This is a genomic window from Streptomyces sp. NPDC048389 (assembly GCF_040706335.1).
In the GTDB taxonomy this organism is placed as follows: domain Bacteria; phylum Actinomycetota; class Actinomycetes; order Streptomycetales; family Streptomycetaceae; genus Streptomyces.
This window is the reverse complement of record NZ_JBEZKP010000014.1, coordinates 114,752-136,160: the sequence shown is the minus strand read 5'-3', so window position 1 is coordinate 136,160 and position 21,409 is coordinate 114,752. Positions and strand designations below refer to the sequence as shown.

At 71.5% G+C, this 21,409-nt stretch carries 14 protein-coding genes and 1 pseudogene; 8 read left to right on the top strand and 7 right to left on the bottom strand.

The window, feature by feature from the left end; translation table 11 throughout:
• Positions 1-238 precede the first annotated feature (238 nt).
• Positions 239-2,134, bottom strand: a complete 1,896-nt coding sequence (locus AB0903_RS13635) for a serine hydrolase (RefSeq protein WP_366702221.1) — start codon at positions 2,132-2,134, stop codon at positions 239-241.
• A 160-nt stretch (positions 2,135-2,294) separates the two neighbouring features.
• On the opposite strand from AB0903_RS13635, the gene AB0903_RS13630 reads away from it, so the two are divergent.
• The 3 genes and pseudogenes from AB0903_RS13630 to AB0903_RS13620 all read left to right on the top strand — a co-directional run.
• The gene (locus AB0903_RS13630) at positions 2,295-3,404 is read left to right on the top strand and encodes a nitronate monooxygenase family protein (protein ID WP_366702219.1); all 1,110 of its coding nucleotides are present in this window, start codon (positions 2,295-2,297) and stop codon (positions 3,402-3,404) included.
• Complete coding sequence (locus AB0903_RS13625) at positions 3,401-5,002, top strand: acyl-CoA synthetase (protein ID WP_366702217.1); 1,602 nt, start codon at positions 3,401-3,403, stop codon at positions 5,000-5,002. The genes AB0903_RS13630 and AB0903_RS13625 overlap by 4 nt, the downstream gene beginning before the upstream one ends.
• An 82-nt stretch (positions 5,003-5,084) precedes the next feature.
• Positions 5,085-5,303: pseudogene (locus AB0903_RS13620) on the top strand (helix-turn-helix transcriptional regulator); the annotation flags it as partial.
• A gap of 5 nt (positions 5,304-5,308) precedes the next feature.
• Here the strand turns inward: AB0903_RS13620 and AB0903_RS13615 are convergent.
• Positions 5,309-6,205, bottom strand: coding sequence for a Scr1 family TA system antitoxin-like transcriptional regulator (locus AB0903_RS13615; RefSeq protein WP_366702215.1), 897 nt, complete (start codon positions 6,203-6,205; stop codon positions 5,309-5,311).
• Positions 6,206-6,624: 419 nt separating this feature from the next.
• On the opposite strand from AB0903_RS13615, the gene AB0903_RS13610 reads away from it, so the two are divergent.
• The 4 genes from AB0903_RS13610 to AB0903_RS13595 are packed head-to-tail and all read left to right on the top strand — an operon-like array spanning position 6,625 to position 13,105.
• Positions 6,625-8,115 (top strand): hypothetical protein, encoded by a 1,491-nt coding sequence (locus tag AB0903_RS13610; RefSeq protein WP_366702213.1) that lies wholly within the window; start codon positions 6,625-6,627, stop codon positions 8,113-8,115.
• Between the two features lie 21 nt (positions 8,116-8,136).
• On the top strand, positions 8,137-9,636 hold the full coding sequence (locus AB0903_RS13605) for a tetratricopeptide repeat protein (RefSeq protein ID WP_366702211.1): 1,500 nt from the start codon (positions 8,137-8,139) through the stop codon (positions 9,634-9,636).
• On the top strand, positions 9,633-11,963 hold the full coding sequence (locus tag AB0903_RS13600) for a hypothetical protein (protein ID WP_366702209.1): 2,331 nt from the start codon (positions 9,633-9,635) through the stop codon (positions 11,961-11,963). Before AB0903_RS13605 ends, AB0903_RS13600 begins: the two co-directional genes overlap by 4 nt.
• Complete coding sequence (locus tag AB0903_RS13595; RefSeq protein ID WP_366702207.1) at positions 11,960-13,105, top strand: hypothetical protein; 1,146 nt, start codon at positions 11,960-11,962, stop codon at positions 13,103-13,105. The genes AB0903_RS13600 and AB0903_RS13595 overlap by 4 nt, the downstream gene beginning before the upstream one ends.
• 244 nt (positions 13,106-13,349) lie before the next feature.
• On the opposite strand, the gene paaK is transcribed toward AB0903_RS13595, so the two are convergent.
• The 4 genes from paaK to AB0903_RS13575 all read right to left on the bottom strand — a co-directional run bounded on the left by paaK (position 13,350) and on the right by AB0903_RS13575 (position 18,771).
• Positions 13,350-14,636, bottom strand: a complete 1,287-nt coding sequence (gene paaK, locus AB0903_RS13590; RefSeq protein ID WP_366702205.1) for a phenylacetate--CoA ligase PaaK — start codon at positions 14,634-14,636, stop codon at positions 13,350-13,352.
• 226 nt (positions 14,637-14,862) lie between these two features.
• Positions 14,863-16,929 (bottom strand): iron ABC transporter permease, encoded by a 2,067-nt coding sequence (locus AB0903_RS13585; protein ID WP_366702203.1) that lies wholly within the window; start codon positions 16,927-16,929, stop codon positions 14,863-14,865.
• 4 nt (positions 16,930-16,933) lie between these two features.
• On the bottom strand, positions 16,934-17,914 hold the full coding sequence (locus AB0903_RS13580; protein WP_366702201.1) for an iron-siderophore ABC transporter substrate-binding protein: 981 nt from the start codon (positions 17,912-17,914) through the stop codon (positions 16,934-16,936).
• A complete protein-coding gene (locus AB0903_RS13575) occupies positions 17,911-18,771 on the bottom strand; it encodes an ABC transporter ATP-binding protein (protein ID WP_366702199.1) in 861 nt (286 codons plus the stop codon). Before AB0903_RS13575 ends, AB0903_RS13580 begins: the two co-directional genes overlap by 4 nt.
• Positions 18,772-18,821: 50 nt before the next feature.
• On the opposite strand from AB0903_RS13575, the gene AB0903_RS13570 reads away from it, so the two are divergent.
• Entirely contained in the window at positions 18,822-19,655 is an 834-nt protein-coding gene (locus AB0903_RS13570) for a VOC family protein (RefSeq protein WP_366702197.1), read from the top strand.
• A 41-nt stretch (positions 19,656-19,696) separates the two neighbouring features.
• Here AB0903_RS13570 and AB0903_RS13565 read toward each other — a convergent pair whose 3' ends face one another.
• Positions 19,697-21,385 carry an acyl-CoA synthetase gene (locus AB0903_RS13565; RefSeq protein ID WP_366702195.1) on the bottom strand — a complete coding sequence of 563 codons (1,689 nt, stop codon included), beginning with the start codon at positions 21,383-21,385 and terminating at the stop codon, positions 19,697-19,699.
• Between the last annotated feature and the right edge of the window lie 24 nt (positions 21,386-21,409).

The window sequence follows — 21,409 nt, the reverse complement described above, 5'->3', positions numbered from 1 at the left end:
GGGGGAGCTTGTGACGAAAGCCGAGCTCCCAGGGCGTCGCGTTGTAGAGCGCGCAGTACGCCCGCTGGTACCGCGGATCCGGGTAGCTCTTCCTCTTCTCGTGAGTGCCTACGCGGGACCGGGCCGCGGCGCCCCAAGCCGGGCCCGGCCGGCCACGTCGGCGCGACCGCCGCTGGCCCGGCGTTCCCGCCGGGCCAGCGGGCACGGGGATCGCACCAGGTACGGTGCCGGCGTGGCTTCAGTCCTTCGACGCACTCCAGCCGAGGGCCTCGATCCGGGCGGCGTCCGCGGGCAACGACTCGTCGAAGACCGGGCGGCCGCGGCCGTCCTCGACGCGGATCGCGTCGACGTACACGCCCCGGCCCACGTAGAGCCGGTCGGTCGCGTATCGCCAGCGCAGCCGCACGGGTGCGCCGCGCCACGCCGTCAGGTCCGCGGTGAGGCGGTGCCAGACGCGGCCGGACCAGCCGGTGGCCGAGCCGGTCGGATGGGTCTGCTCGGGGGCGGTCTCCCCGGGGACGCTCGCCTCCGGGTGGGAATTCTGCGCGCCGCCTGCGACGGCCGTCGTCGTGAAGGCGACCGGCTGCCAGGTCGCCCCGTCGTCCTGCGCGTCATGCGTTGCCTCGAGGAAGAGCGCGTCGGAGCCGGGCTCGGTGTCCCACCACAGGGAGCACCGCAGCCGCGGTCCGCCGGACGTGAGGGTGAGCGCGGGGAGCGTGAGGGTCGCCTCCGTGGAGCCCGCCATGCCGGAGAACCAGGCGGTGCGCCCGTGGCCCGGACGGACCGCGACCGCCCTGGCCATGTTGTTCGCGGCGGCGACCCGCGGCGCGCTGCCGGAGCGCCAGCTGCGCACCGGGTGGACCGAGTTGCCCAGGACGATCAGGAACGAGTCGGTGGTCGGGTCGAGCACGAGACTGGTGCCGGTGAACCCGGTGTGACCGGCGGTCCGCGGCGTGGCCATCGCACCCATGTACCAGTGCTGGTACAGCTCGAAGCCGAGGCCGTGCTCGTCGCCGGGGAAGTCGGTGTTGAAGTCGGTGAACATCAGGTCGACGGAGGCCGGGCCCAGGATGCGGGAGGCGCCGTAGACGCCGCCGTTGAGGAGCGTACGGGCGAGGATCGCGAGGTCCCAGGCGCAGGAGAACACCCCGGCGTGGCCGGCCACACCGTCGAGGCTGTACGCGTTCTCGTCGTGGACCTCCCCCCACACCAGGCCGCGGTCGAGGCCGGACCAGGGAAGTCGCGCGTCCTCGGTGGCCGCGATCCTGCGCTTCCAGGAGACGGGCGGATTGAACCGCGTGCGGTGCATCCCGAGAGGAGCGGTGATCTCGTCGTTGAGCAACTGATCAAGAGAGCGACCGGTGATCTTCTCCAGGACGAGTTGCAGGGAGATCAGATTCAGGTCGGAGTAGCGGTACGCGGTGCCCGGCGGGCTCGCCAGGGCCTCGTCCCACAGCCGTTCCAGCCTGGCCTCCCGCGTCGGTTCCCGGAACAGCGGGATCCAGGCGCGGAAGCCGGAGGTGTGCGTCAGCAGCTGACGCACCGTGACGTCCTGCTTCCCGGCTCGTCCGAACTCGGGCAGGTACGAGACGACCGGCGCCTCCAGCGCGAGCGCGCCCCGCTCGATCTGCTGCACCGCGAGGATCGACGTGAACAGTTTGGTGACGGAGGCCAGGTCGAAGACGGTGTCCCCGGCCATGGGAATCTGCCGTTCTGCCGGCAGTTCGACGGCGGTGTCCGTCTTCTCGTCGTACGCCGAGTAGCGCAGTGCCTTGCCGATCGCCCGGTGCAGTGCGACCGTGCCGCCCCGCCCGGCGAGCAGCACCGCCCCCGAGTACCACGGGTGCTTGGGGGACGGGGCAAGGAACTTCTCGGCGTCCACGACCAGTTGGTCGAGATGCGCGGGCAGCAGCCCTGCCCGCCGGGCGGTGCCGCGCCGCAGCGTCGGCCGGTGGCCGCCGCCCGTAGCCCCTGGCCCCGGTCCTGAGCCGCCCGCGCCGGTACCAATGCCGTCCGGCATCCCGGCGGCCGCCGCGAAGGAGGCCGGCGCGAGGGCGACCGCTCCGCCCAGCGTCAGTATCCCGCCGCCCAGTCTCCGCCTGCTGATCCCTCTGTCCGCCGAGTGGTCGGTCATACGGAACCCTCTCTGCGCGTATCTGAAAGTATCTTTCGGATCTTCCGCGACGCGTGGAACTTTCTTGCGGACCCGGTGGTCTGTCAACCACTCCAAAAAATCTGACGCAGCATCAGAAAAACTCTTCCCTCGTCCGGCGCACTGCGCCATCCTGCCGCCCATGGAGACGGAGCTGAGCAGACGACTGGGCATCGAGCACGCCATCTTCGGCTTCACACCGTTCCCCGCGGTGGCCGCGGCCATCACCCGCGCCGGCGGTCTCGGCGTGCTCGGCGCCGTCCGCTACACCGCGCCCGACGACCTGAAGCGCGACCTCGACTGGATGCAGGACCACACCGACGGCAGACCTTACGGACTCGACGTCGTCATGCCCGCCAAGAAGGTCGAAGGCGTCACAGAGGCGGACGTCGAGGCGATGATCCCCGAGCGGCACCGCGCGTTCGTGACCGAGACCCTTGCCGCGCACGGCGTCCCCGAACTCGCCGAGGGTGATACTTCCGGATGGCGCATCACCGGCTGGATGGAGCAGGTCGCCCGCAACCAGCTCGACGTCGCCTTCGACTACCCCGTCGCGCTCCTGGCCAACGCCCTCGGCTCTCCGCCCCCGGACGTCGTCGCACGCGCCCACGACCACGGCGCCCTGGTCGCCGCCCTCGCCGGCAGTGCCAAGCACGCCCGCCGCCACGCCGAGGCCGGGATCGACGTCGTCGTCGCCCAGGGTTATGAGGCCGGCGGACACACCGGCGAGATCGCCTCCATGGTCCTCACTCCGGAAGTCGTCGACGCGGTCGACCCCGTACCCGTCCTGGCCGCCGGAGGCATCGGCAGCGGCGAGCAGATCGCGGCCGGCCTGGCCCTGGGTGCCCAGGGCGTCTGGCTCGGGTCCCTGTGGCTCACCACCACGGAGGCGTCCCTCGGCTCCCGCGCCCTCACCCGGAAGCTGCTCGCCGCGGGCTCCGGCGACACCGTCCGCTCCCGCGCCCTCACCGGAAAACCCGCCCGCCAGCTGCGCACCGCGTGGACCGACGCCTGGGACGATCCCGCAGGGCCGGGCACCCTGCCCATGCCCCTGCAGGGGCTCCTCGTCGCGGAGGCCGTCTCCCGCATCCAGCGGTACGAGGTCGGGCCGCTGCTCGGCACCCCGGTCGGCCAGATCGTCGGCCGGATGAACGCCGAGCGCAGCGTGCGCGAGGTGTTCGACGACCTGACCCGCGGCTTCGAACGTGCCGTGGACCGCATCGACCGCATCGCGGGAAGGAGTACGTCATGACCGGTGTCCCCGTGCCCTCGAACGGCTTCTGGTCCCAGGCCGCCGCCGACCCCGGCCGCACCGTGCTCACCGACCCGGCGGGCGAGCGGTGGACGGCCGGGGAGCTCCACGGTGCCGCCAACCGGCTGGTGCACGGGCTGCGGGCCGCGGGCCTCGAACGCGGGGACTCGTTCGCCGTCGTCCTGCCCAACTGCGCCGAACTGGTCACCGCCTATCTCGCCGCCGCCCAGGCCGGGTTCTATCTCGTCCCCGTCAACCACCATCTCGTCGGATCCGAGATCGCGTGGATCGTGTCCGACTCCGGCGCCAAGGTGCTCATCACGCAGGAACGGTTCGCGGGCCCTGCGGCAGACGCGGCCGACGAGGCGGGGCTGCCCCGCACTCATCGGTACGTCGTCGGCGTCGCTTCCGGTTCCGGTTCCGGTTCTGCCGTCGGTGACGCAACCGTGGCCGGTTTCCGCCCGTACGACGCGCTCGTCGGAGGGCAGCCGCAGACCCCGCCCGAAGGCCGCGCGCTCGGCTGGGTCATGAACTACACCTCCGGCACCACCGGCCGGCCGCGCGGCATCCGCCGGCCCCTGCCCGGCAAGCCGCCCGAGGAGACCCACCTCGGAGGCTTCCTCGGCATCTTCGGCATCCGGCCCCACGACGGCAACGTCCACCTCGTCTGCTCGCCGCTCTACCACACGGCCGTGCTGCAATTCGCGGCCGCGGCCCTGCACATCGGCCATCCGCTGGTCCTGATGGACAAATGGACGCCCGAGGAGATGCTCCGTCTCATCGACACCCACCGGTGCACGCACACCCATATGGTCCCCACCCAGTTCCACCGCCTGCTCGCCCTGCCCGACGAAGTGAGGAAGCGCTACGACGTCACCTCGATGAGGCACGCCATCCACGGCGCGGCCCCCTGCCCCGAGCACATCAAACGAGCCATGATCGACTGGTGGGGGAGCTGTGTCGAGGAGTACTACGCGGCCAGCGAGGGCGGCGGCGCCTTCGCGACCGCCGGCGAATGGCTCAGGAAGCCCGGCACGGTCGGCAGAGCCTGGCCCATCAGCGAGCTCGCCGTCTTCGACGACGACGGCAACCGGCTCCCGGCGGGCGAGCTGGGCACCGTCTACATGAGGATGGCGACCGGCGGATTCAGCTACCACAAGGACGAGACCAAGACCCGGAACAACCGCATCGGTGACTTCTTCACCGTCGGCGACCTCGGGCACCTCGACGAGGACGGCTACCTGTTCCTCCGCGACCGCAAGATCGACATGATCATCTCGGGCGGGGTCAACATCTACCCGGCCGAGATCGAGGCCGCGCTGCTCACCCATCCGGCCGTCGCCGACGCCGCTGCCTTCGGCATCCCGCACGCCGACTGGGGCGAAGAGGTCAAGGCTGTCGTGGAACCGGCCGACGGCCGCACGGCCGACGACGCCCTCGCCGCCGAGATCCTCGCCCACTGCGCATCCCGTCTGGCCTCCTACAAGCGCCCCAAGTCGGTGGACTTCGTCACCGCCATGCCGCGCGACCCCAACGGAAAGCTCTACAAGCGGCGGCTGCGCGAGCCGTACTGGGAGGGACACGACCGGGCCGTGTGACGTCGTCCGTGCACAGGCGGCGCGGGTGGGCGGTTCGTCGCTCGGATGCCGCCCGGCTCCGTCGGCCCGGCCGGCCGCCGTACTGGCCCGACTGACCGTGCGGGAACGGGAGATAGCGGAACTGGTCGCCGAGGGCCTCACCAACCAGTCCGTCGCCTCCCGGCTCTTCCTCAGCCCGCGGACGGTCGAGAGCCACGTGGCCCGCGTCTACCGCAAGACGGGCGTCCCGTCCCGCGCCGCCCTGGCCACGCTGGTGGCCCGCCACGCCGGCGCGGGGCGTGAGGCGCCGCCGCCTCCGTGACCGGCCTACGCCCCGGTTGTCCGCACGCTCGATATGAACGCCGACCACGAACCGGCCGGGAACACCAGGGCGGGGCCGTGCGGGTTCTCGGAGTCGCGGACGGGGACGTTGCCGGGGAAGCCTTCGGCGACTTCGAGCCCGCCGACCGCGAACGGAAGGACCTGGATGGTCACGTGCGACCGCGTCCCGCACTCGATCAAGGACGCCAACCGGCGGTCCATCACCGCCGGTCCGCCTACAGCGCGGCGCAGCGCCGCCTCGTCCAGGATGAACCAGCAGCGGAGCGGCTTGGGTTGGCTCAGCCGCGCTTGGCGGTTGACGCGTGTCATGGCCGACGACCGGCTGCCGTCCACCGGACGTAGGTCAACCGGCGTCGCGGCGCGGCAGGAGACGGGCGGGGAAACGCTTTTCCACGCCGGGCAGGGACAGTTCCTCCCCGGCGTGCGCGGCCCGGAGCGCTGCGGGAAGGGACAGCCGGGCCGGTCTCGGTGTGGCGGACCAGTTCCGGGCGCAAGAGGCGGGAGTCGTCGCCCAGACCGTCGTTGACGATGTCGGGGCGCAGGTGTTCCCACCCGCTTCCGCCCGCGTAGATGATCGCGCGGATGCCGGCGCCCGCGTGAGCGCTGGTGTAGGCGTCCAAGAGCATTGCGCGCGCGGAGAGCCCCCCTCGACGTCGAGCATGGCGTTGTGGTCTCCCAGCTGTCCCACGCAGAACCCGTGACACGGACATCGCCCTCGACGAAGACCCGGGAGTTGTTGCCGAACGACAGCACGGAAGCGCTCAGGTCGCCGGTGACGACCACGACCCCCGGAGTGTACTCCCGTGTCCAGAGCTCGCAGAGGCCGTTGGTCGTCAGGTCGCCGTCCACGGCAACGAAGAACGGACCGTCGCCGGTTTCCATCGGCTCCGTCGTCCTGCATCCGGAGGGACGGAGCCGCACCGTTGGCGGCTCGTTCCAGAACTCGAACTCCTCCAGCGCCCGGGACCACTCCCGGTCGGGGAGTCGTTCGAGGATCTCCGGACCGAACTGGGCCGTCCCCGCTGGTCGAGCCGCACGGTTCCCTCTCCTTCGTGTCGCTCCGTGATGTGGCGGGCCTCGCGGCATGCGGGCCCACCTGAGCATGCCGCCGCCTTCCGCCGTGCGTATCGACCGGCGGGGACGGTCAGTAGAACTACGGAATCAGCCACGGAAGTCACCGGAACCTGCCTGCTCACGGCCTACGGGCCGGGTCGTCTGTTCTACGTTGCGGAAGTCCGGCGGCCGACTCGCCGCGGCCCGCTGTCAGTGGGCGGCCCTAGAGTCATCACCATGAGGAAGTCATGAGCGAATCCCTTTTTGTTGCTGTCGCGCCTGTTCGTGGCGGTGACCCCACCGAGCGTGCCGCACGGGTCCGTTCCCTGATCGCCGACGGTGCGGACGTCTCGGCGCGTGACGAGAACGGTGCCACCCCGCTGCACCGGGCGGTCAAGGCCCCGTACAACGCGGACGACCCGCTGCCGGCGCTTGAGGTGATACGGGCGCTGCTGGAGTGCGGCGCGGACGTGCACGCCGTCGACGACAACGGTGCCACCCCCGTCGTGCCGGCCGTGGCCATGAACGATTCCGATCCTGCGGCGTTGGTGGAACGCTCGGTGGAGGTGCTGGCGCTGCTCGTGGAGCACGGTGCCCGGCTGGACGGCCCGAGCGGACTCACCACCGGGGGTTCTCCGGCCCACTACAGCGCCGTGGCCGTGCCGGTGTACACGTTCCTGCTCGACCACGGCGCACCGATCGACGCGGTCGAAGCCCGCAGCGACGCCCCGCTCCACGCGACCGTACGCTCCCAGCGGCCGCCCTTGGTGCGGCTCCTGCTGGAGCGCGGCGCGGACACCGCCGTCGTGAACGGTCTCGGCCAGACGCCGCTGGGCAGCGCGCTGCGTCTGCCGGAGTACAGCGACAGGCAACGTCAGGCGCGCGACGAGATCGTGTCCCTGCTGCGGGCGGCGGATGCCCCGGAACGCGTCGACTATCCCGTGGTGGAGGGCGGGCCGCTGCCCATCGACATGGACGCGGTCCGTCGGGTCGCCGTCGCGATGTGCGCCGAGCAGGCCGCGGCGTGCGAGGCCGCTGGGGTCCCCGACGACAGCGGCCGGCTCGCGCGACTGGTCGAGCCGGACTTCGACAGCTACCAGGACCTGGCCTCCGCGCTGCGCGACGACTGCCACCCCGACCTGCTGCCGTCGGTGCCCCGGCTGTGCGCCGCCGCTCTCGGCGACACCGGTACGGCGCGCACCCTGACCGGCGACCACCAGGTGGACATGCCGTTCTTCCACCACGGGGATCTGGTGGTGAAGGGCGCCCTGGGCGTGGTGGCGCCCTTCGTGGTCACCGGTTCGCTGACGGTCGAGGGAGTGCTGGCCGACTGCGGCCCTGATTCGGTGGTGGCGATCGGTGGCGGGGTGACGGCCCGAGGAGTGTTCACCGACGGTGAGATGTACGTCGGCGGCGACATCGAGGCCGAGATCGTCCACGGGTACTACAACGACAACACGCTCCAGGCGGGCACGATCCGCGCCCGTCTGGTAATCGAGGACGAGCACGAGACGATCGCGAGCGTGCGCGCCGAGCTCTACTTCGACCTGTTCGAGTACCAACAGGGGTACGGCGACGGCGTCCAGGAGAAGCTGCGTGAACTCCTGGTGGACGAGGTCTTCGCCGCCGACGAGGACGAGGGCGACGACGAGGAGATGTTCGACCACCACCTGCTCCGTGCCCGGCTGAGCGAGGGCCTGCCGGTCTTCCGCTCCGACGCGGCTTCCCACACCCGCTGAGCGAACCCCCACTCGCCACCCATGAAGCAGACAAAGATGGTGCACTCACCCCCCGGCTTCCACGTCATCGGCGTCCAGGAGGCGGAGGAGCGGTTCCAGATCTCCGCCGATGTCGCCTATCCCTACGCCGAGTTCGCCGACGACCAGGACATCCGGCTCTACGACGGTGATCTGCACATCGCCGGGAGTCTGGCACCCGAGCCGGAGCAGGACTGGGTCCTCTACAACATGGTCGTCGACGGTGACCTCACCGTCGACGGCGACCTGGACTGGTTCTCCCGCATCGAGGGCACCTTCCTCCTGGTCGCCGGGAACCTGCGGGTCCGCCATGCGATCCTCGACGGCCGCCCGGATGTCGTCGTGCGCGGGAACCTTGAGTCGAACGGCGTAGTCCACGGCTCGGACGAGGACCATGACGACTGCTGTTCGGACCTGGCCGACAGCGGGAAGCTGACGGTGCGCGGCAGTACCCGGGCCCGGCTGGTCGTCGTCACCTCGCCGTTCCGCATGGGCTTCGGGGCGCGGCCGCAGGTGCTGATCGCCGGCGCCGCCGAGCGCGTCAACCACCCGCCCGATCTCGATGAGGGGGGCCTGAGCGGCATTCTGCTGCCCGGGCTCCTCGGCGAGGACGGCCGCCCGGATCCCGTGAAAGTGCAGGACGCCCTGCGCACCGACCGGCCGGTGCTGCGTGCCGACGCCGACCTGACACCTCCCGCCCGGGACCACGACCGGGAGGGCAGCGGGCACCCGCTCCTGGACTCCCTCCTCGACCGCGCGCAGGAGGTCGTGCGCGACACCCACCCAGGTGCCTACCTCGTCATGGAGGACATCGCACCCCGTCCGGCCGCCGACGACCCGAGCCGGCAGCAGGTCCGGGACCTGGTGCGGGCCGCCAACGAGAAGCTCTACGGCGACACGAACGACGTCCAGGAAGCCGTCACCGCCTACGCAGAGGCCCTGGCCCTCTGCGTCCCCGGCGCCCACTACTGCGACCACGATCAGCTCTGCGCGTACTACGGCCTGGTCGAGGCCCTCAGCCGAATCCTGGGTGGCACCCCCGACCCCGACCGCCCGGAGCTGACCGCCGAACTCATCCGGCACGCCGAGCAGGCGCTGTTCCTGCTGCCGGACCACATCACGACCACGACCGACGAGGGTCACCTCCAGGCGATGGTCAAGCTCCACACCGGCAACGCCCTCGCCTGGTACCTGCTGCACAGCGGCGAACCGGAGCGTGCGCTGACCGCCGTGGAACAGGCCCTCTCGATCGCCGACGACCCCGGATACGACTGGGTCCGCGTCACCCAGGTCCGCGTACTGCTCGCCCTCGGCCGCACCGACGAGGCGTATCGGGTGACGGACGAGGTCCTTTCCCGTGTCCCGTCCTACCTCCTGACCGCCGGAGTCGTCCTCCGCGATGCCGTCTTCGGCGACCTCACCGACATCGTCGCCTCTTCCGGGTTCCAGCAGTGGCGCGAAGCCCGGCGCGGCGAACAGCAGCAAGGGAGCACCCCCGCATGACCGAGCAGGAATCCCGCAGCACCGCCACCACGGTGCACTCACCCCCGGGCTACCGCGTGATCACCGTCGAGGAGGCCGAGCAGCGCTTCCGGGTCTCCGCCGACGTCTGGTACCCGTACGCCGACTTCGCGGACGAGCAGGAGATCCGCCTGTACGAGGGCGGCCTGCATGTCGCCGGGCACCTGGAGCCGGAGAGGGACGTCGACTGGGTGCCGTACAACACCATCGTGGACGGTGACCTCATCGTCGAGGGCGACCTGGACTGGTGGGACGACAGCGGCGGCAACCTCCTTGTCGTCACGGGCAGTCTGCGGGCCCGCAACGTGATCCTGGCGGGCTGTCCCAGCGTGGTGGTGCGCGGGGACCTGGAGGTGACGGGCGGCATCTGCTGCTCGTACGGCGACGACGGCGGCATCCTTACGGTGTGCGGCAGCACCCGGGCCCGACTCCTCATCAGCATGCTCTACTTCAACCTCGTTCTCGCCGAGCAGCCGCAGGCCCTGCTCGTCGCCGACCGCTACCGCAGCAACTGCCCGGTCGACTTCGACGACGGCGAGCTGCACGCCATCCTGCTGCCCGAACTCCTCGACGACCACGGCGAGGCGGGCGCGGACAGGATCGAAGAAGCCCTGCGTGCGGGGCGGCAGGTGCTGCGAGCGGGCGTGCGCCCGAGCCACGTGGCCACCCTGGAGGAGCTGGACGCCCTGCTGGAGAGGGCCGATGACGTCACCGAACTCGACCTGTCGGGAAGGAGACTGAGGAACTTCCCGGAGCAGTTGTTCGCGTTCCCGCGGCTGCGTGTCCTGTCCCTCGCGGACAACGCCGACCTCGGACGTCTCGCCCCGCGCATCGGCGAGCTCACCGCCCTCGAAGAGCTCGACGTGTCGGGAACCGCACTGACCGAACTGCCCGAATCCATCGGCACCCTGCGGAATCTGCGTGTCCTGGACATCTCCGGCAACGACTTCACTGTTTCCACAGGGCTGCCGGACTCCCTCGCCGACCTCGGCCGGCTTGAGGTGCTGCGCGCCTCGCATCTGACCTGCCACCTCCCCGAGTCACTCGCCCGGCTGCGCTCACTGCGCGAGCTGGACCTGTCCCGCTTCCGTCAAGGGCGCTACGTCTCCGACACCCCGGTCGAACTCCCCGAGGTCGTCACCCGCCTGTCCGGACTGTGCTCCCTGGACCTGTCCGGCACCCGGCTGACCTCCGTCCCCGACACCCTGCTCCGCCTCACCGAGCTGGAGGAACTGAACCTCAACGACTGCCTGTCCGCCCAGGTGTACCGCCTGCCCGAGCTGGCCCGGCTGCCCCGTCTGCGGGTGCTGCGCCTCAGTGGCCACACCCCGCACACCGACCAGCGCCCGCCCAGTCGCGACCTGCTCTCCGGCATCTGGGACATCGCCACCCTGGAGCACCTGGAGATCGACAGCTGGGGCAAGGAGATCTTCAAGGGCAACAAGGTGCGCAAGCCCTTCCGCGCACTGCCGGACCACGCGTTCGCTCGCACGCCGAAGCTGCGGCACGTCGACCTGTCATTCAACGAACTCACCACCCTCCCGGAGCCGTTCTTCGCCCTGCGCCACCTGGAGTTCGTGGGCCTGCGCTACTCCCAGCTCGACCAGCCCACCCGGGAGCGGCTGCGCGGCACGTTCCCGCACATCCGCGTCGACCTCCGCGACACCGGCACTGCCGGCGTCGACCACCACGCGAACTGGCAGGCCGTGCACACCCTGGTCGGGGACGGCGGCGCCAAGCTCCGGGCACAGGACCACCAGCAGGCCGCGGCCGCCTTCGAGGAAGCCATCGCCCTGTGCCTCCCCGGCGCCCGCTACTCCGACTACGACCAGCTCTACGCCCACTACGGCCTGGTCGACGCCCTCGGTCACCTCGCCGACAACGCACCGGAACCCGACCGCCCCGCCCTGACCGCCAAGCTCATCCGGTACGCCGAGCAGGCGCTCGCCCTGATACCCGGCATCATCTGGCACTTCACCGACGAGGGCGCCTTCCAGGAGGAGGTCAGACGCCGCACCGGCAACGCCCTCGCCTGGCATCTGCTGCACAGCGGCGACCCGGAGCACGCACTGGCGGCCGTGGAACAGGCCCTGACGGTCGCCTCCGCCCCGGAGTACGACTTCATCCGCGACACCCAGGTCCGCATTCTGCTCACCCTCGGCCGCACCGACGACGCCTACCGCGTGGCCGACCAGGTCCTCACCCGCGACCCCTCCTTCGACGACCTCACCGATGTCGCGGCCCTGCCCGAGTTCCAGACGTGGCGCCAGGAACAGCGCACCCACCGGGCCCTCGGAGGCGGCCGATGACCCCCGGACCCCCCACGCCGACCGTCACCCGGCCCCTCACCGACCTCGACCAGGTTCCCTGGGCCGAACTCCGGCACTGCTACGGCCCCGCGACCAACGTCCCGGCCCAGCTCCGTGACCTGACCTCCCCCGACGAGGACACCCGGGCCAAGGCGTGGTACCGCACGGAGTCCAACCTGTACCACCAGGGCAATGTCTACGAGGCGACACCCCACACCGTGCCCTTCCTGCTGCACCTGCTCGCCGACGAGGCGACACCCGGCCGGAAGAGGCTCCTGTGCTACCTGTCCGCCCTGGTCACCGGTGAGGACGACAGCCAGTGGTTCCCGGACGGGTACGACACTGCGCGGACCGAAGGCTGGCCGGTCGAAACCGCCGTGTACGAAGCCGTCGGGGCCGGAGTGCCGACCGTCGTCGTACCGCTGCTGGACCACGACGACCCGGAGATGGCGGGCCTGGCGGCCATGCTCGCGGCCTGGTTCCCCCGCCACGCCCCGCTCGTCCTGCCGGCACTGCGCCGACTGTGCGACAGGCCGCTGCCGCGCCCCGAGCGAGCGACCGCGCTCATCGCGCTGGGCCTGCTGGCAGGCGCCGCAGGCGACCGCTCCGACACGGCCCTGCTGGAGCGGGCCCTCGCGGACGGCGACGACCCCGACCGCTGGGCGGCGGCCGTGGCCCTGGCCCGCGTCACCGCTTCCGACATCCCGCCCTCGGCGATCGGTGTCCTGACCGCCGAGCTGGGCGTGATCTGCACCGACCTCGACGCGTACGAGATGACCGCCAGGACGCACTTCTGCTACGGCAACGTGGGGGAGCTGATCCCGCGGACCCTGGACCGCCTCCCACCGGAACGCCGGGAGACCGCCCGGGACTGTCTCGTACGGACTCTGCGGCAGATCGAGCAGCAGGACTCCGAGCCGTCGGAAGCGGCGGACTGGGCCGTGACCCTGGCCGTGTACACCCTTCCCACCGGCCAGGTGACTGACGCCGCACAGCTGACGTCGTTTCAGAGCGTCGTGCTCCAAGCGCTGCTCAGCAGCGACCGGGCCTGGGCGTCGGGGGACCTCGGCCCGCTCATGTCGGACGAGTACGGGCTCCCCGACACCCCCGACGCGCTGCGTGCCTGGCTGGACCTCCCGTGAGAGGGGCGTGACGTGGCTGCGGGGCGAAGCCCTGGCCCTCGCCCCGGACGCCGTGCGCGAAGCGACCGGAGCCGGCCGTGCCGCCGCCCTCGCCGGGACCCTGCGGGCTCTTCGACGAACTGGGATGGCCCGCCTGGGAGGAGGCGGTCGCCGACCTCGCAGCCGGGCACGACCGCGCCGACCTGGTCGTCGCCGACGCCTGGCCGTACCTGACCACCGCCGGGCCGGCGCAGGCCCGCGTACCTCAGGCGTCCCTGAGGTCCACGATCCGCTTGATCTTGCCCACCGACCGCTCCAGCGTCTGCGGGTCGACCACCTCCACGGCGACCGACACCCCGATGCCGTCCTTCACCGCCGCCGCGATCGCGTGCTCGGCTGCCGCCCGTTGCCCGCCGGTCGCCTCCGCACGCGCCTCCGCGCGTACGGTCAGCGCGTCGAGGCGGCCCTCGCGGGTGAGCCGGAGCTGGAAGTGCGGTGCGACATGCTGCGTACGCAGGACGATCTCCTCGATCTGGCTCGGGAAGAGGTTCACCCCGCGCAGGATCACCATGTCGTCGCTGCGGCCTGTCACCTTCTCCATCCGCCGGAAGACCCGAGCCGTGCCCGGCAGCAGCCGCGTCAGGTCCCTGGTCCGGTAGCGGATGACCGGCATGGCCTCCTTGGTGAGCGAGGTGAACACCAGCTCACCCTTCTCGCCCTCCGGCAGGACCTCGCCCGTGAACGGGTCGACGACCTCCGGGAAGAAGTGGTCCTCCCAGACGTGCAGCCCGTCCTTGGTCTCCACGCATTCCTGCGCCACCCCCGGGCCCATCACCTCCGAGAGCCCGTATATGTCGACCGCGTCGATCGCGAACCGGTCCTCGATCTCGTGGCGCATCTCCTCGGTCCACGGCTCCGCGCCGAAGATGCCGACCCTGAGAGAGGTGGTGCGCGGATCGACACCCTGGCGCTCGAACTCGTCGAGGAGGGTGAGCATGTACGACGGGGTGACCATGATGATGTCGGGCCGGAGGTCGCAGATCAGTTGCACCTGGCGGGCCGTCATGCCGCCTGACGCCGGAACCACGGTGCAGCCGAGCCGCTCGGCTCCGTAGTGCGCGCCGAGGCCGCCGGTGAACAGGCCGTAGCCGTATGCCACATGGACCGTGTGGCCCGGGCGCGCGCCGGCGGCGCGCAAGGAGCGGGCGACGACGTCGGCCCAGGTGTCGAGGTCCCGCGCGGTGTAGCCGACGACGGTGGGCCGACCCGTTGTACCGCTGGAGGCGTGGATTCGGCGTATCCGGGACTGTTCGACCGCGAACATCCCGAAGGGGTAGTGGTCCCGCAGGTCCGTCTTGGCGGTGAACGGGAAGCGGGCGAGGTCGGCGAGCGAACGGCAGTCGTCCGGGTGCAGCCCGGCCTCGTCGAAGGACCGGCGGTAGAAGGCGACATTCTCGTAGGCGTGGTGCAATGTGGCCCGGAGCCGCTCCAGTTGGAGGGCTTCGAGCTCCTCGCGGCCGAGTCGCTCCGCCGCGTCCAGCAGGTCCGTCATCCGCGTGCTCCCGTCCCGAACCGGGCGACCGATCATTCGGTCGTTCTCATCGGGTCAGTTATTCAGCCGGGCCCGGGGCACGTCAAGGCATCGCCCCGCAGGACGGAGCCGGCCTCCGTGGACCTGCCACAGCGAATCGACGAACGCGGAACGACCCGGGCGCCGCGTGCCGCGGGGAAGCCAAGCCTCCCTCCGCGGTCCCGCGGCGCCCGTCGGCCGACGCTTGCTACCGGCGGTTGCGTACGAGCAGATACAGGAAGTACGGGGTGCCGATCGCGGCGGTCATCAGACCGGCGCCGAGCTGGGCCGGTGCGATCGCCGTGCGCCCCACCAGGTCGGCGGTGCAGACGAGAACGGCGCCGATGAGCACCGCGACCGGCACCACCCGCACATGCTGACGGCCCACCAGCGCACGCGCCGCGTGCGGGGCGACGAGTCCCACGAACCCGATCGTGCCCGCGGCGGCCACGGCGGTGGCGCTGAGCAGGACGCTCAGGACCAGGAAGGCGAGGCGCCCCCGTCCGAGGCTGAGTCCCAGGAGCCTCGGGGTGTCCTCGTCGAGGGACACGAGGTCCAGCTCCGTACGCCGCACGACCGCGACGGCCGTGCCGACGGCGAGGACGGCCGCGAGGGGAGTCACGTCGGGCAGGGTCCGCCCGTAGGTGGAACCGGACAGCCAGGTGAGCGCCTTCGTCGCGTTGAACGGGTCGGTGAGGACGATCAGGAGGCTGATCAGCGCGGTGGCCGCGGTGGCGAACCCGATGCCGACGAGGACGAGCCGGTTCTGCCGGAATCCTCCGCGGGCGGCGAGCCCGAAGACCACGACGGAGCTGACCGCCGCTCCGGCGAGGGCAGCACCGGCCATGCTCCATGTTCCGGCCAGAGGAACCGTGGTCACCAGGAGCACTGCACCCAGCGCGGCCCCGTTGGAGACGCCCAGGACACCTGGTTCGGCGAGCGGGTTGCGGGTCACGGCCTGGACGAGCGTTCCGGCCAGGGCGAGGGCCGCGCCCGCGAGAAGCGCCGCGAGGACCCGCGGGACCCGGGTTTCGAGGACGAAGGAGACGGTACTGCCCGCCTGGCCCTGCGCCCAGTTGACCACGTCGCCCAGCAGCAGCTTGGTGTCGCCCAGCAGCACGGCGGCGATCGTCACACCGACGAGCACCGCCGCCAGGACGGCCGTGGTGGCCAGGAAGGCGGTCCGGTTCCTGATACGCAACCGGTCGGACGCGGCGGCTTCGGCGGTGTCCCGGACCCGCGTGGCCATCACGATCAGGAACACGGCGCCGATGAGACTGGTGACGACGCCGGTCGGTACGGCGACCGCCACGTCCGCCGGAACGACGACGCGCAGCAGGACGTCCGAGCCGAGCACCAGGGCCGCCCCGGTCAGACCCGCCATCGGTACGCGCGCACGGGCCCGGGCGAAGGCACGGAGCCGACGGGCGAGCGGCCGGACGAGGGCCGGGGCGCACAGGCCCACGAAGCCGATCGGTCCGGCGAGAGTGACCGACGCCGCGGAGAGCAGCACGGCGAGCACGACGACCGTGACACGGGTGGCACGGACCGGGACGCCGAGGCCGCGGGCGGCGTCGTCGCCGAGGCCCAGAGCGTCGATCCGGCGGGCCGCCAGCAGCAGTCCGACGAGGCCGACCACGGCGATGGGCGCCATCTGGGCGACGCCGTCGAAGCCGCTCTGCGCGATGCTGCCCTGGTTCCACGCGTAGAGGCCCTGGGTCTCCTCGGGGGAGAGCAGGAGCAGCCCCTCGGTCACGGCGTTGAGGCCCAGCATGAGGGCGGTTCCGGCGAGAACGAGCCGTACGGTGCCCGCGCCGAGTCCGGACAGGCCGAGCACGACGGCCGCCGCCGCGAGGCCGCCGGCGAACGCGACCCCGGAGGAGGCGAGCAGCGGGAGCGAGACACCGGTCACGGCGAACAGCCCGAGGGCCAGGTAGGAGCCGGCGTTGACGGCGAGGGTGTCGGGTGAGGCGAGGACATTGCGGCTGACCGCCTGCAGGGCGGAGCCGGCCATCCCGAGGGCGATGCCGACGAGCAGTCCGGCGGTCATCCTCGGCAGCCGGGAGGCGACGACGACGGACGCGTCGGCCGGGTCGGCCCGGCCGGTGAGCGCCTTCCACACCTCCGCGGCGCCGACAGAGGCCGTGCCCTGCGTGAGGTCGACGACGGCGAGGGCCGCGACCAGCAGACCCAGCGCGGCCGTCACCGCGGCCGCGCCCGTCCGGGACGTGACCGCCGGCGGACGGGTGGCGGGAGTTGTCGCGGTGACGGCCATGGTGCTACTTCGCCAGCGCGGCGACGACGGAGTCGATGTACTGGTTCATCGACTCGGGACCGCCGAACATCCAGATGCCGTCGGGCAGCCGGTGGACGTTGCCCTTCTTCACGAACGGCAGCGACGTCCACACCTTGTCCTTGGCCAGGGCGCCGGTGAACGGCGTGCTGTCCTTGTCGCCGTCGTTGCCGATGTAGGCGAACTGCACGTCGCCGAGGGTGGTGAGCCCTTCCACGTCGGTGGAGGCGAGGCCGTAGCTCTCGTCGCCCTTGACCGTCCAGGCGTTCTTCAGGCCGAGCTTCTCGTTGACCGCGCCGATGAGCGAGCCGCTGGTGAAGGGACGGATCGAGACCTGGTTGGAGACGACGTAACCGTCGGCGAAGGCGTACTTCGCGCCGCCGAGTCCGGCGTCGGCGAGGGCCTTCCTGCCCTCGGCGATCTTCGTGTCGAAGTCCTTCTTGATCTTCTCGGCCTGTGCCGTCGTGCCGGTGGCCTTGGCGATGAGGTCCAGGTTCTCCGTCATCTGACCGAGCGGGTCGGAGGCGTCGGCCGAACGCACCTCCAGGACCGGGGCAACCTTGCGCAGCTGCTTCACGGCGGCCGGCGGCAGGTCGGTGCTGGCGACGATGAGGTCCGGCGACAGGCCGGCGATGGTGTCCATGCTCGGCTCGCCGCGGGTGCCGATGTCCTTGGGCTCGTTCTTCAACGGGACCGCGGTGTCCCAGGTCTTGTAGCCCTTGACGTCGGCGACGCCGACGGGGTCGACACCCAGGGATATCAGGAGTTCGACTTCGTGCCACTCGGTGCCGACGACCTTTCTGGCGGGCCCGTCGAGCTTCACCTCGGCGCCGGAGGCGTCGGTCAGGGTGATGGGCTCGGAGGTCTTCTTGGTGTCGTTGTCGGCGGCGGGTTCGGTCGTCCCGCAGGCGGTCAGGGCGAGGGCCGCGGCGGTGACGGCCGCGGCGGTGGCAAGGAGGCGTCTCATGAGGTGGTGCTGAGCCTTTCGTTTCGCGTGTGGTGCCGGCCGATCGCGCGAGTGCGCAGCCGGCCTGTGAGGGGGTCGGTGTCGACTTCGATCCGGATGCCGTAGGTGTCGGTCAGCCGCTCCGGCGTCAGTACGTCGTCGGGGAGGCCGTCGGCGACGATCCGTCCCGCGTGCAGCAGGACGATGCGGTCGGCGACGGCCGCTGCCTGGTCGAGGTCGTGCAGGACGGCGCCGACGGCGATCCCGTGGTCGTCGGCCAGGTCCCGTACGAGGTCGAGGAGTTCGACCTGGTAGCGCAGGTCGAGGTAGGTCGTCGGCTCGTCGAGCAGCAGCACTCCGGTCTCCTGCGCGAGGCAGCCCGCGAGCCATACGCGCTGGAGCTGTCCTCCCGAGAGGTGCTCGGCGCCGCGTTCGGCGAGTTCGGTGACGCCCGTCATGGCGAGCGCCCGGTCCACCGCGGCCCGGCCGTCCGGGTCGGCCCTGCCCCAGCGGCCCCGGTACGGATAGCGTCCGAACTCGACGACGTCCCGTACGGTCAGCCCGCTGGGCGTGGGGCGTCCCTGGGTGAGCAGGGCCACGCGACGCGAGAACTCACGCGGGGACAGGGCGAGTCCGTCGGTCGAGCCGTCCAGCGTGAGCGTGGCGCTCCTGGGCCGCTGCAGACGCGCGAGGGTGCGCAGCAGGGTGGATTTGCCGCTGCCGTTCGGGCCCACCAGTACGGTGACGTCACCGGGCCGCAGCGTCAAAGACGCGTCGTGCACGACGTCGACACCGTCGTACGCCACGGTCACGCCCGTGGCCGACAGTTCGTGACCCTGCGGACCCGTGGCCCCGGAGGTCTGTTCACCAGCATTCACGCCGGGAAGGCTAGCCTACCCTTAGGGCGGGCTCGGTCCGGGGCCCCGGCATGGGCTTCGGGGCCCGGAAGCCGCTCGCCGCTTCTGGGGCCGAGTGCGGTGTCGTCGCCCCGGGCCTGGTGCGGGGCTGCGCGCCGGCTCCCGGTCGAGGGCGCACCGACGACACTGCCTGCGGGATCCGCCGCGGCCGGTGCCCGAGCGGCCCGACCGGAAGCCCCCTGCTGCGACCGGCCCGTGGTTCCCGCCCTGGACGCCGGACTCAAAAGCGCCCACCTCGGGGTGGTGGGGAGCGCCCGACCGCGATCACAGCGCTCACGTCGGTGGTGGCGGGCGGCTTCGCGAGCCGTAGTCCGCAGGGCCGCCCGGTGCGCCGGCCGCCCCGTACCCGGCGGATGGCCGGTCACCATCGAGTCGGGCCTCCTCGCGGACGGGGCCGGGCCGGAGGGCTCTTCGCGGCGCCGCGCCACTTCGGACTGCGACGTGCCGAGCGCACCGGACCCGGACGTGGCCCGATCGGCGGCGTGCAGCACCTGGCGCTGTCGGTCGACGCGCCGCAGTTCGGCGCCGCCCGCCAGGCGCTCGACGAGGCGGGCGTCGAGTACGTCGGCCCCGACCATGGCGTCGACGACAGCCTCTACTTCCACGACCCGAACGGCGTACCGCTCGAGTTGTACCGGGAGCGGCTCGGTGTCTTCAACGGTGAGCGGATCCTGCCAGGCGCCGGAGGCCGAGCACTTCGGCGAGCCGCCGTCGCGCGTCGCGTGGCCGCCTCGACGGCCGGCCGTCGCGGGTCCGACGGCGGCCGAAGGGGAAGCCGTGCGACTCGCTCCTCGGTGCACTGCGTGTCGTACCCGCGACCGCGGCCACCGTCGCGGGGCTCCTGAGCGTGTGCGCGGACCGGGCCCCGGCCGGGGACGGGCCCGGTTCAGTCCGCCGCGCCGCCGGCCTCCGCCGCCTTCGTCGCCGCCGCCTCGGCCGCGACCGCCCGGGCCCAGCGGTAGTCCGCCTTGCCGCTCGGGGAGCGCCGGATCTCCCCGGTGATCACCAACCGGCGGGGGATCTTGTAGCCCGCCAGCCGGCCCCGGCAGTGGGACCGGATCGAGTCCAGGCTCGGTATGCGGGCCCCCTCGCGCAACTGCACGACGGCCGCCACCCGGTGACCCCACCTGGGGTCCGGTACGCCCGCGACCAGCGCGTCGTACACGTCGGGGTGGGACTTGAGCGCCTGCTCGACCTCCTCCGGGTACACCTTCTCGCCGCCGGTGTTGATGCACTGCGAACCCCGGCCCAGGACGGTGACGATGCCGTCCTCGTCCACGGTCGCCATGTCACCGAGCAGCACCCACCGGTCGCCGTCGCGTTCGAAGAACGTCTCCGCCGACTTCGCCGGGTCGTTGTAGTAGCCGAGCGGCACGTGCCCGCGCTGCGCGACCCGGCCCGTCACGCCCGGCTTCACCGGCTCGTACGTGGTCGGATCCACCACTGCCGTACGGGCGTTGACCCGCAGCCGGAAGCCGGTCGCGGGTCCGCCGTCGCCGGTGGCGGTGCCGTTGAAGCCGGACTCGGAGGAACCGAAGTTGTTGAGCAGCAGGACGTTCGGCGCCAGCGCGGCGAACTCGTCGCGCACCGAGTCCGACATGATCGCCCCGGAGCTGGAGACGCTGAACAGGCTGGACAGGTCGCATCCCGCGAGCGGCCCGTTCAGCGCGTCGATGAGTGGCCGCAGCATCGCGTCGCCGACCAGTGAGACACTGGTGACCTTCTCCCGCTCGATGGTGCGCAGTACCTCGTGCGGAGTGAACTTGCGGTGCAGTACGACCCGCTGGCCGAAGTTGAAGCCGATGAAGGCAGTGAGCGTCGAGGTTCCGTGCATCAGCGGGGGAGTGGGGAAGAACGTGATCCCGTCGCCGCCCGCGGCGACCCGCTCTGCCAGTTCCTCCGGCCGTGAGACCGGCTCGCCCGTCGGCGCGCCGCCGCCGAGTCCGGCGAAGAACAGGTCCTCCTGGCGCCACACCACCCCCTTGGGCATGCCCGTGGTGCCGCCCGTGTAGATGATGAACCGGTCGTCCGCCGACCGGGGTGCGAAGCCGCGTTCCGGTGAGCCGGCCGCCGCCGCGTCGGCGAAGGGCACCGCGTCGAGATGCGGCACCTCGCCGAGATGCGGTGTCGTGTCGCGGTGCGGCGCCCCGTCGGGAGGGGTGCCGACGCGCACCAGGTGCCGCAGTTTCTCGGTCCGCGGCAGCACCGCCGCCACCCGCTCGGTGAACTCGGCGTCGAAGACGAGCGCGGCGAGGTCGGCGTCACGGTACAGATAGGCCAGCTCGTCCTCGACGTACCGGTAGTTGACGTTCACCGGCACGATGCGTGCCTTGAGGCAGGCGAGCGCGGTCTGCAGGTACTCGATGCCGTTGTAGAGGTGCAGTCCCAGGTGCTCGCCGGGCATGATGCCCGCGTCGAGCAGGTGGTGGGCGATCCGGTTGGCCGCCGTGTCGAGTTCCGCGTAGCCGAGCCGGCGTTCCGTGCCCGTGCCGGGACGGTCGATGTACACGAGAGCCTCGCGGTCGGGCACCACATCGACCACGGATTCGAACAGGTCGGCAAGGTTGTACTCCACCGCTCCTCCTGACCCCGGCAAGCC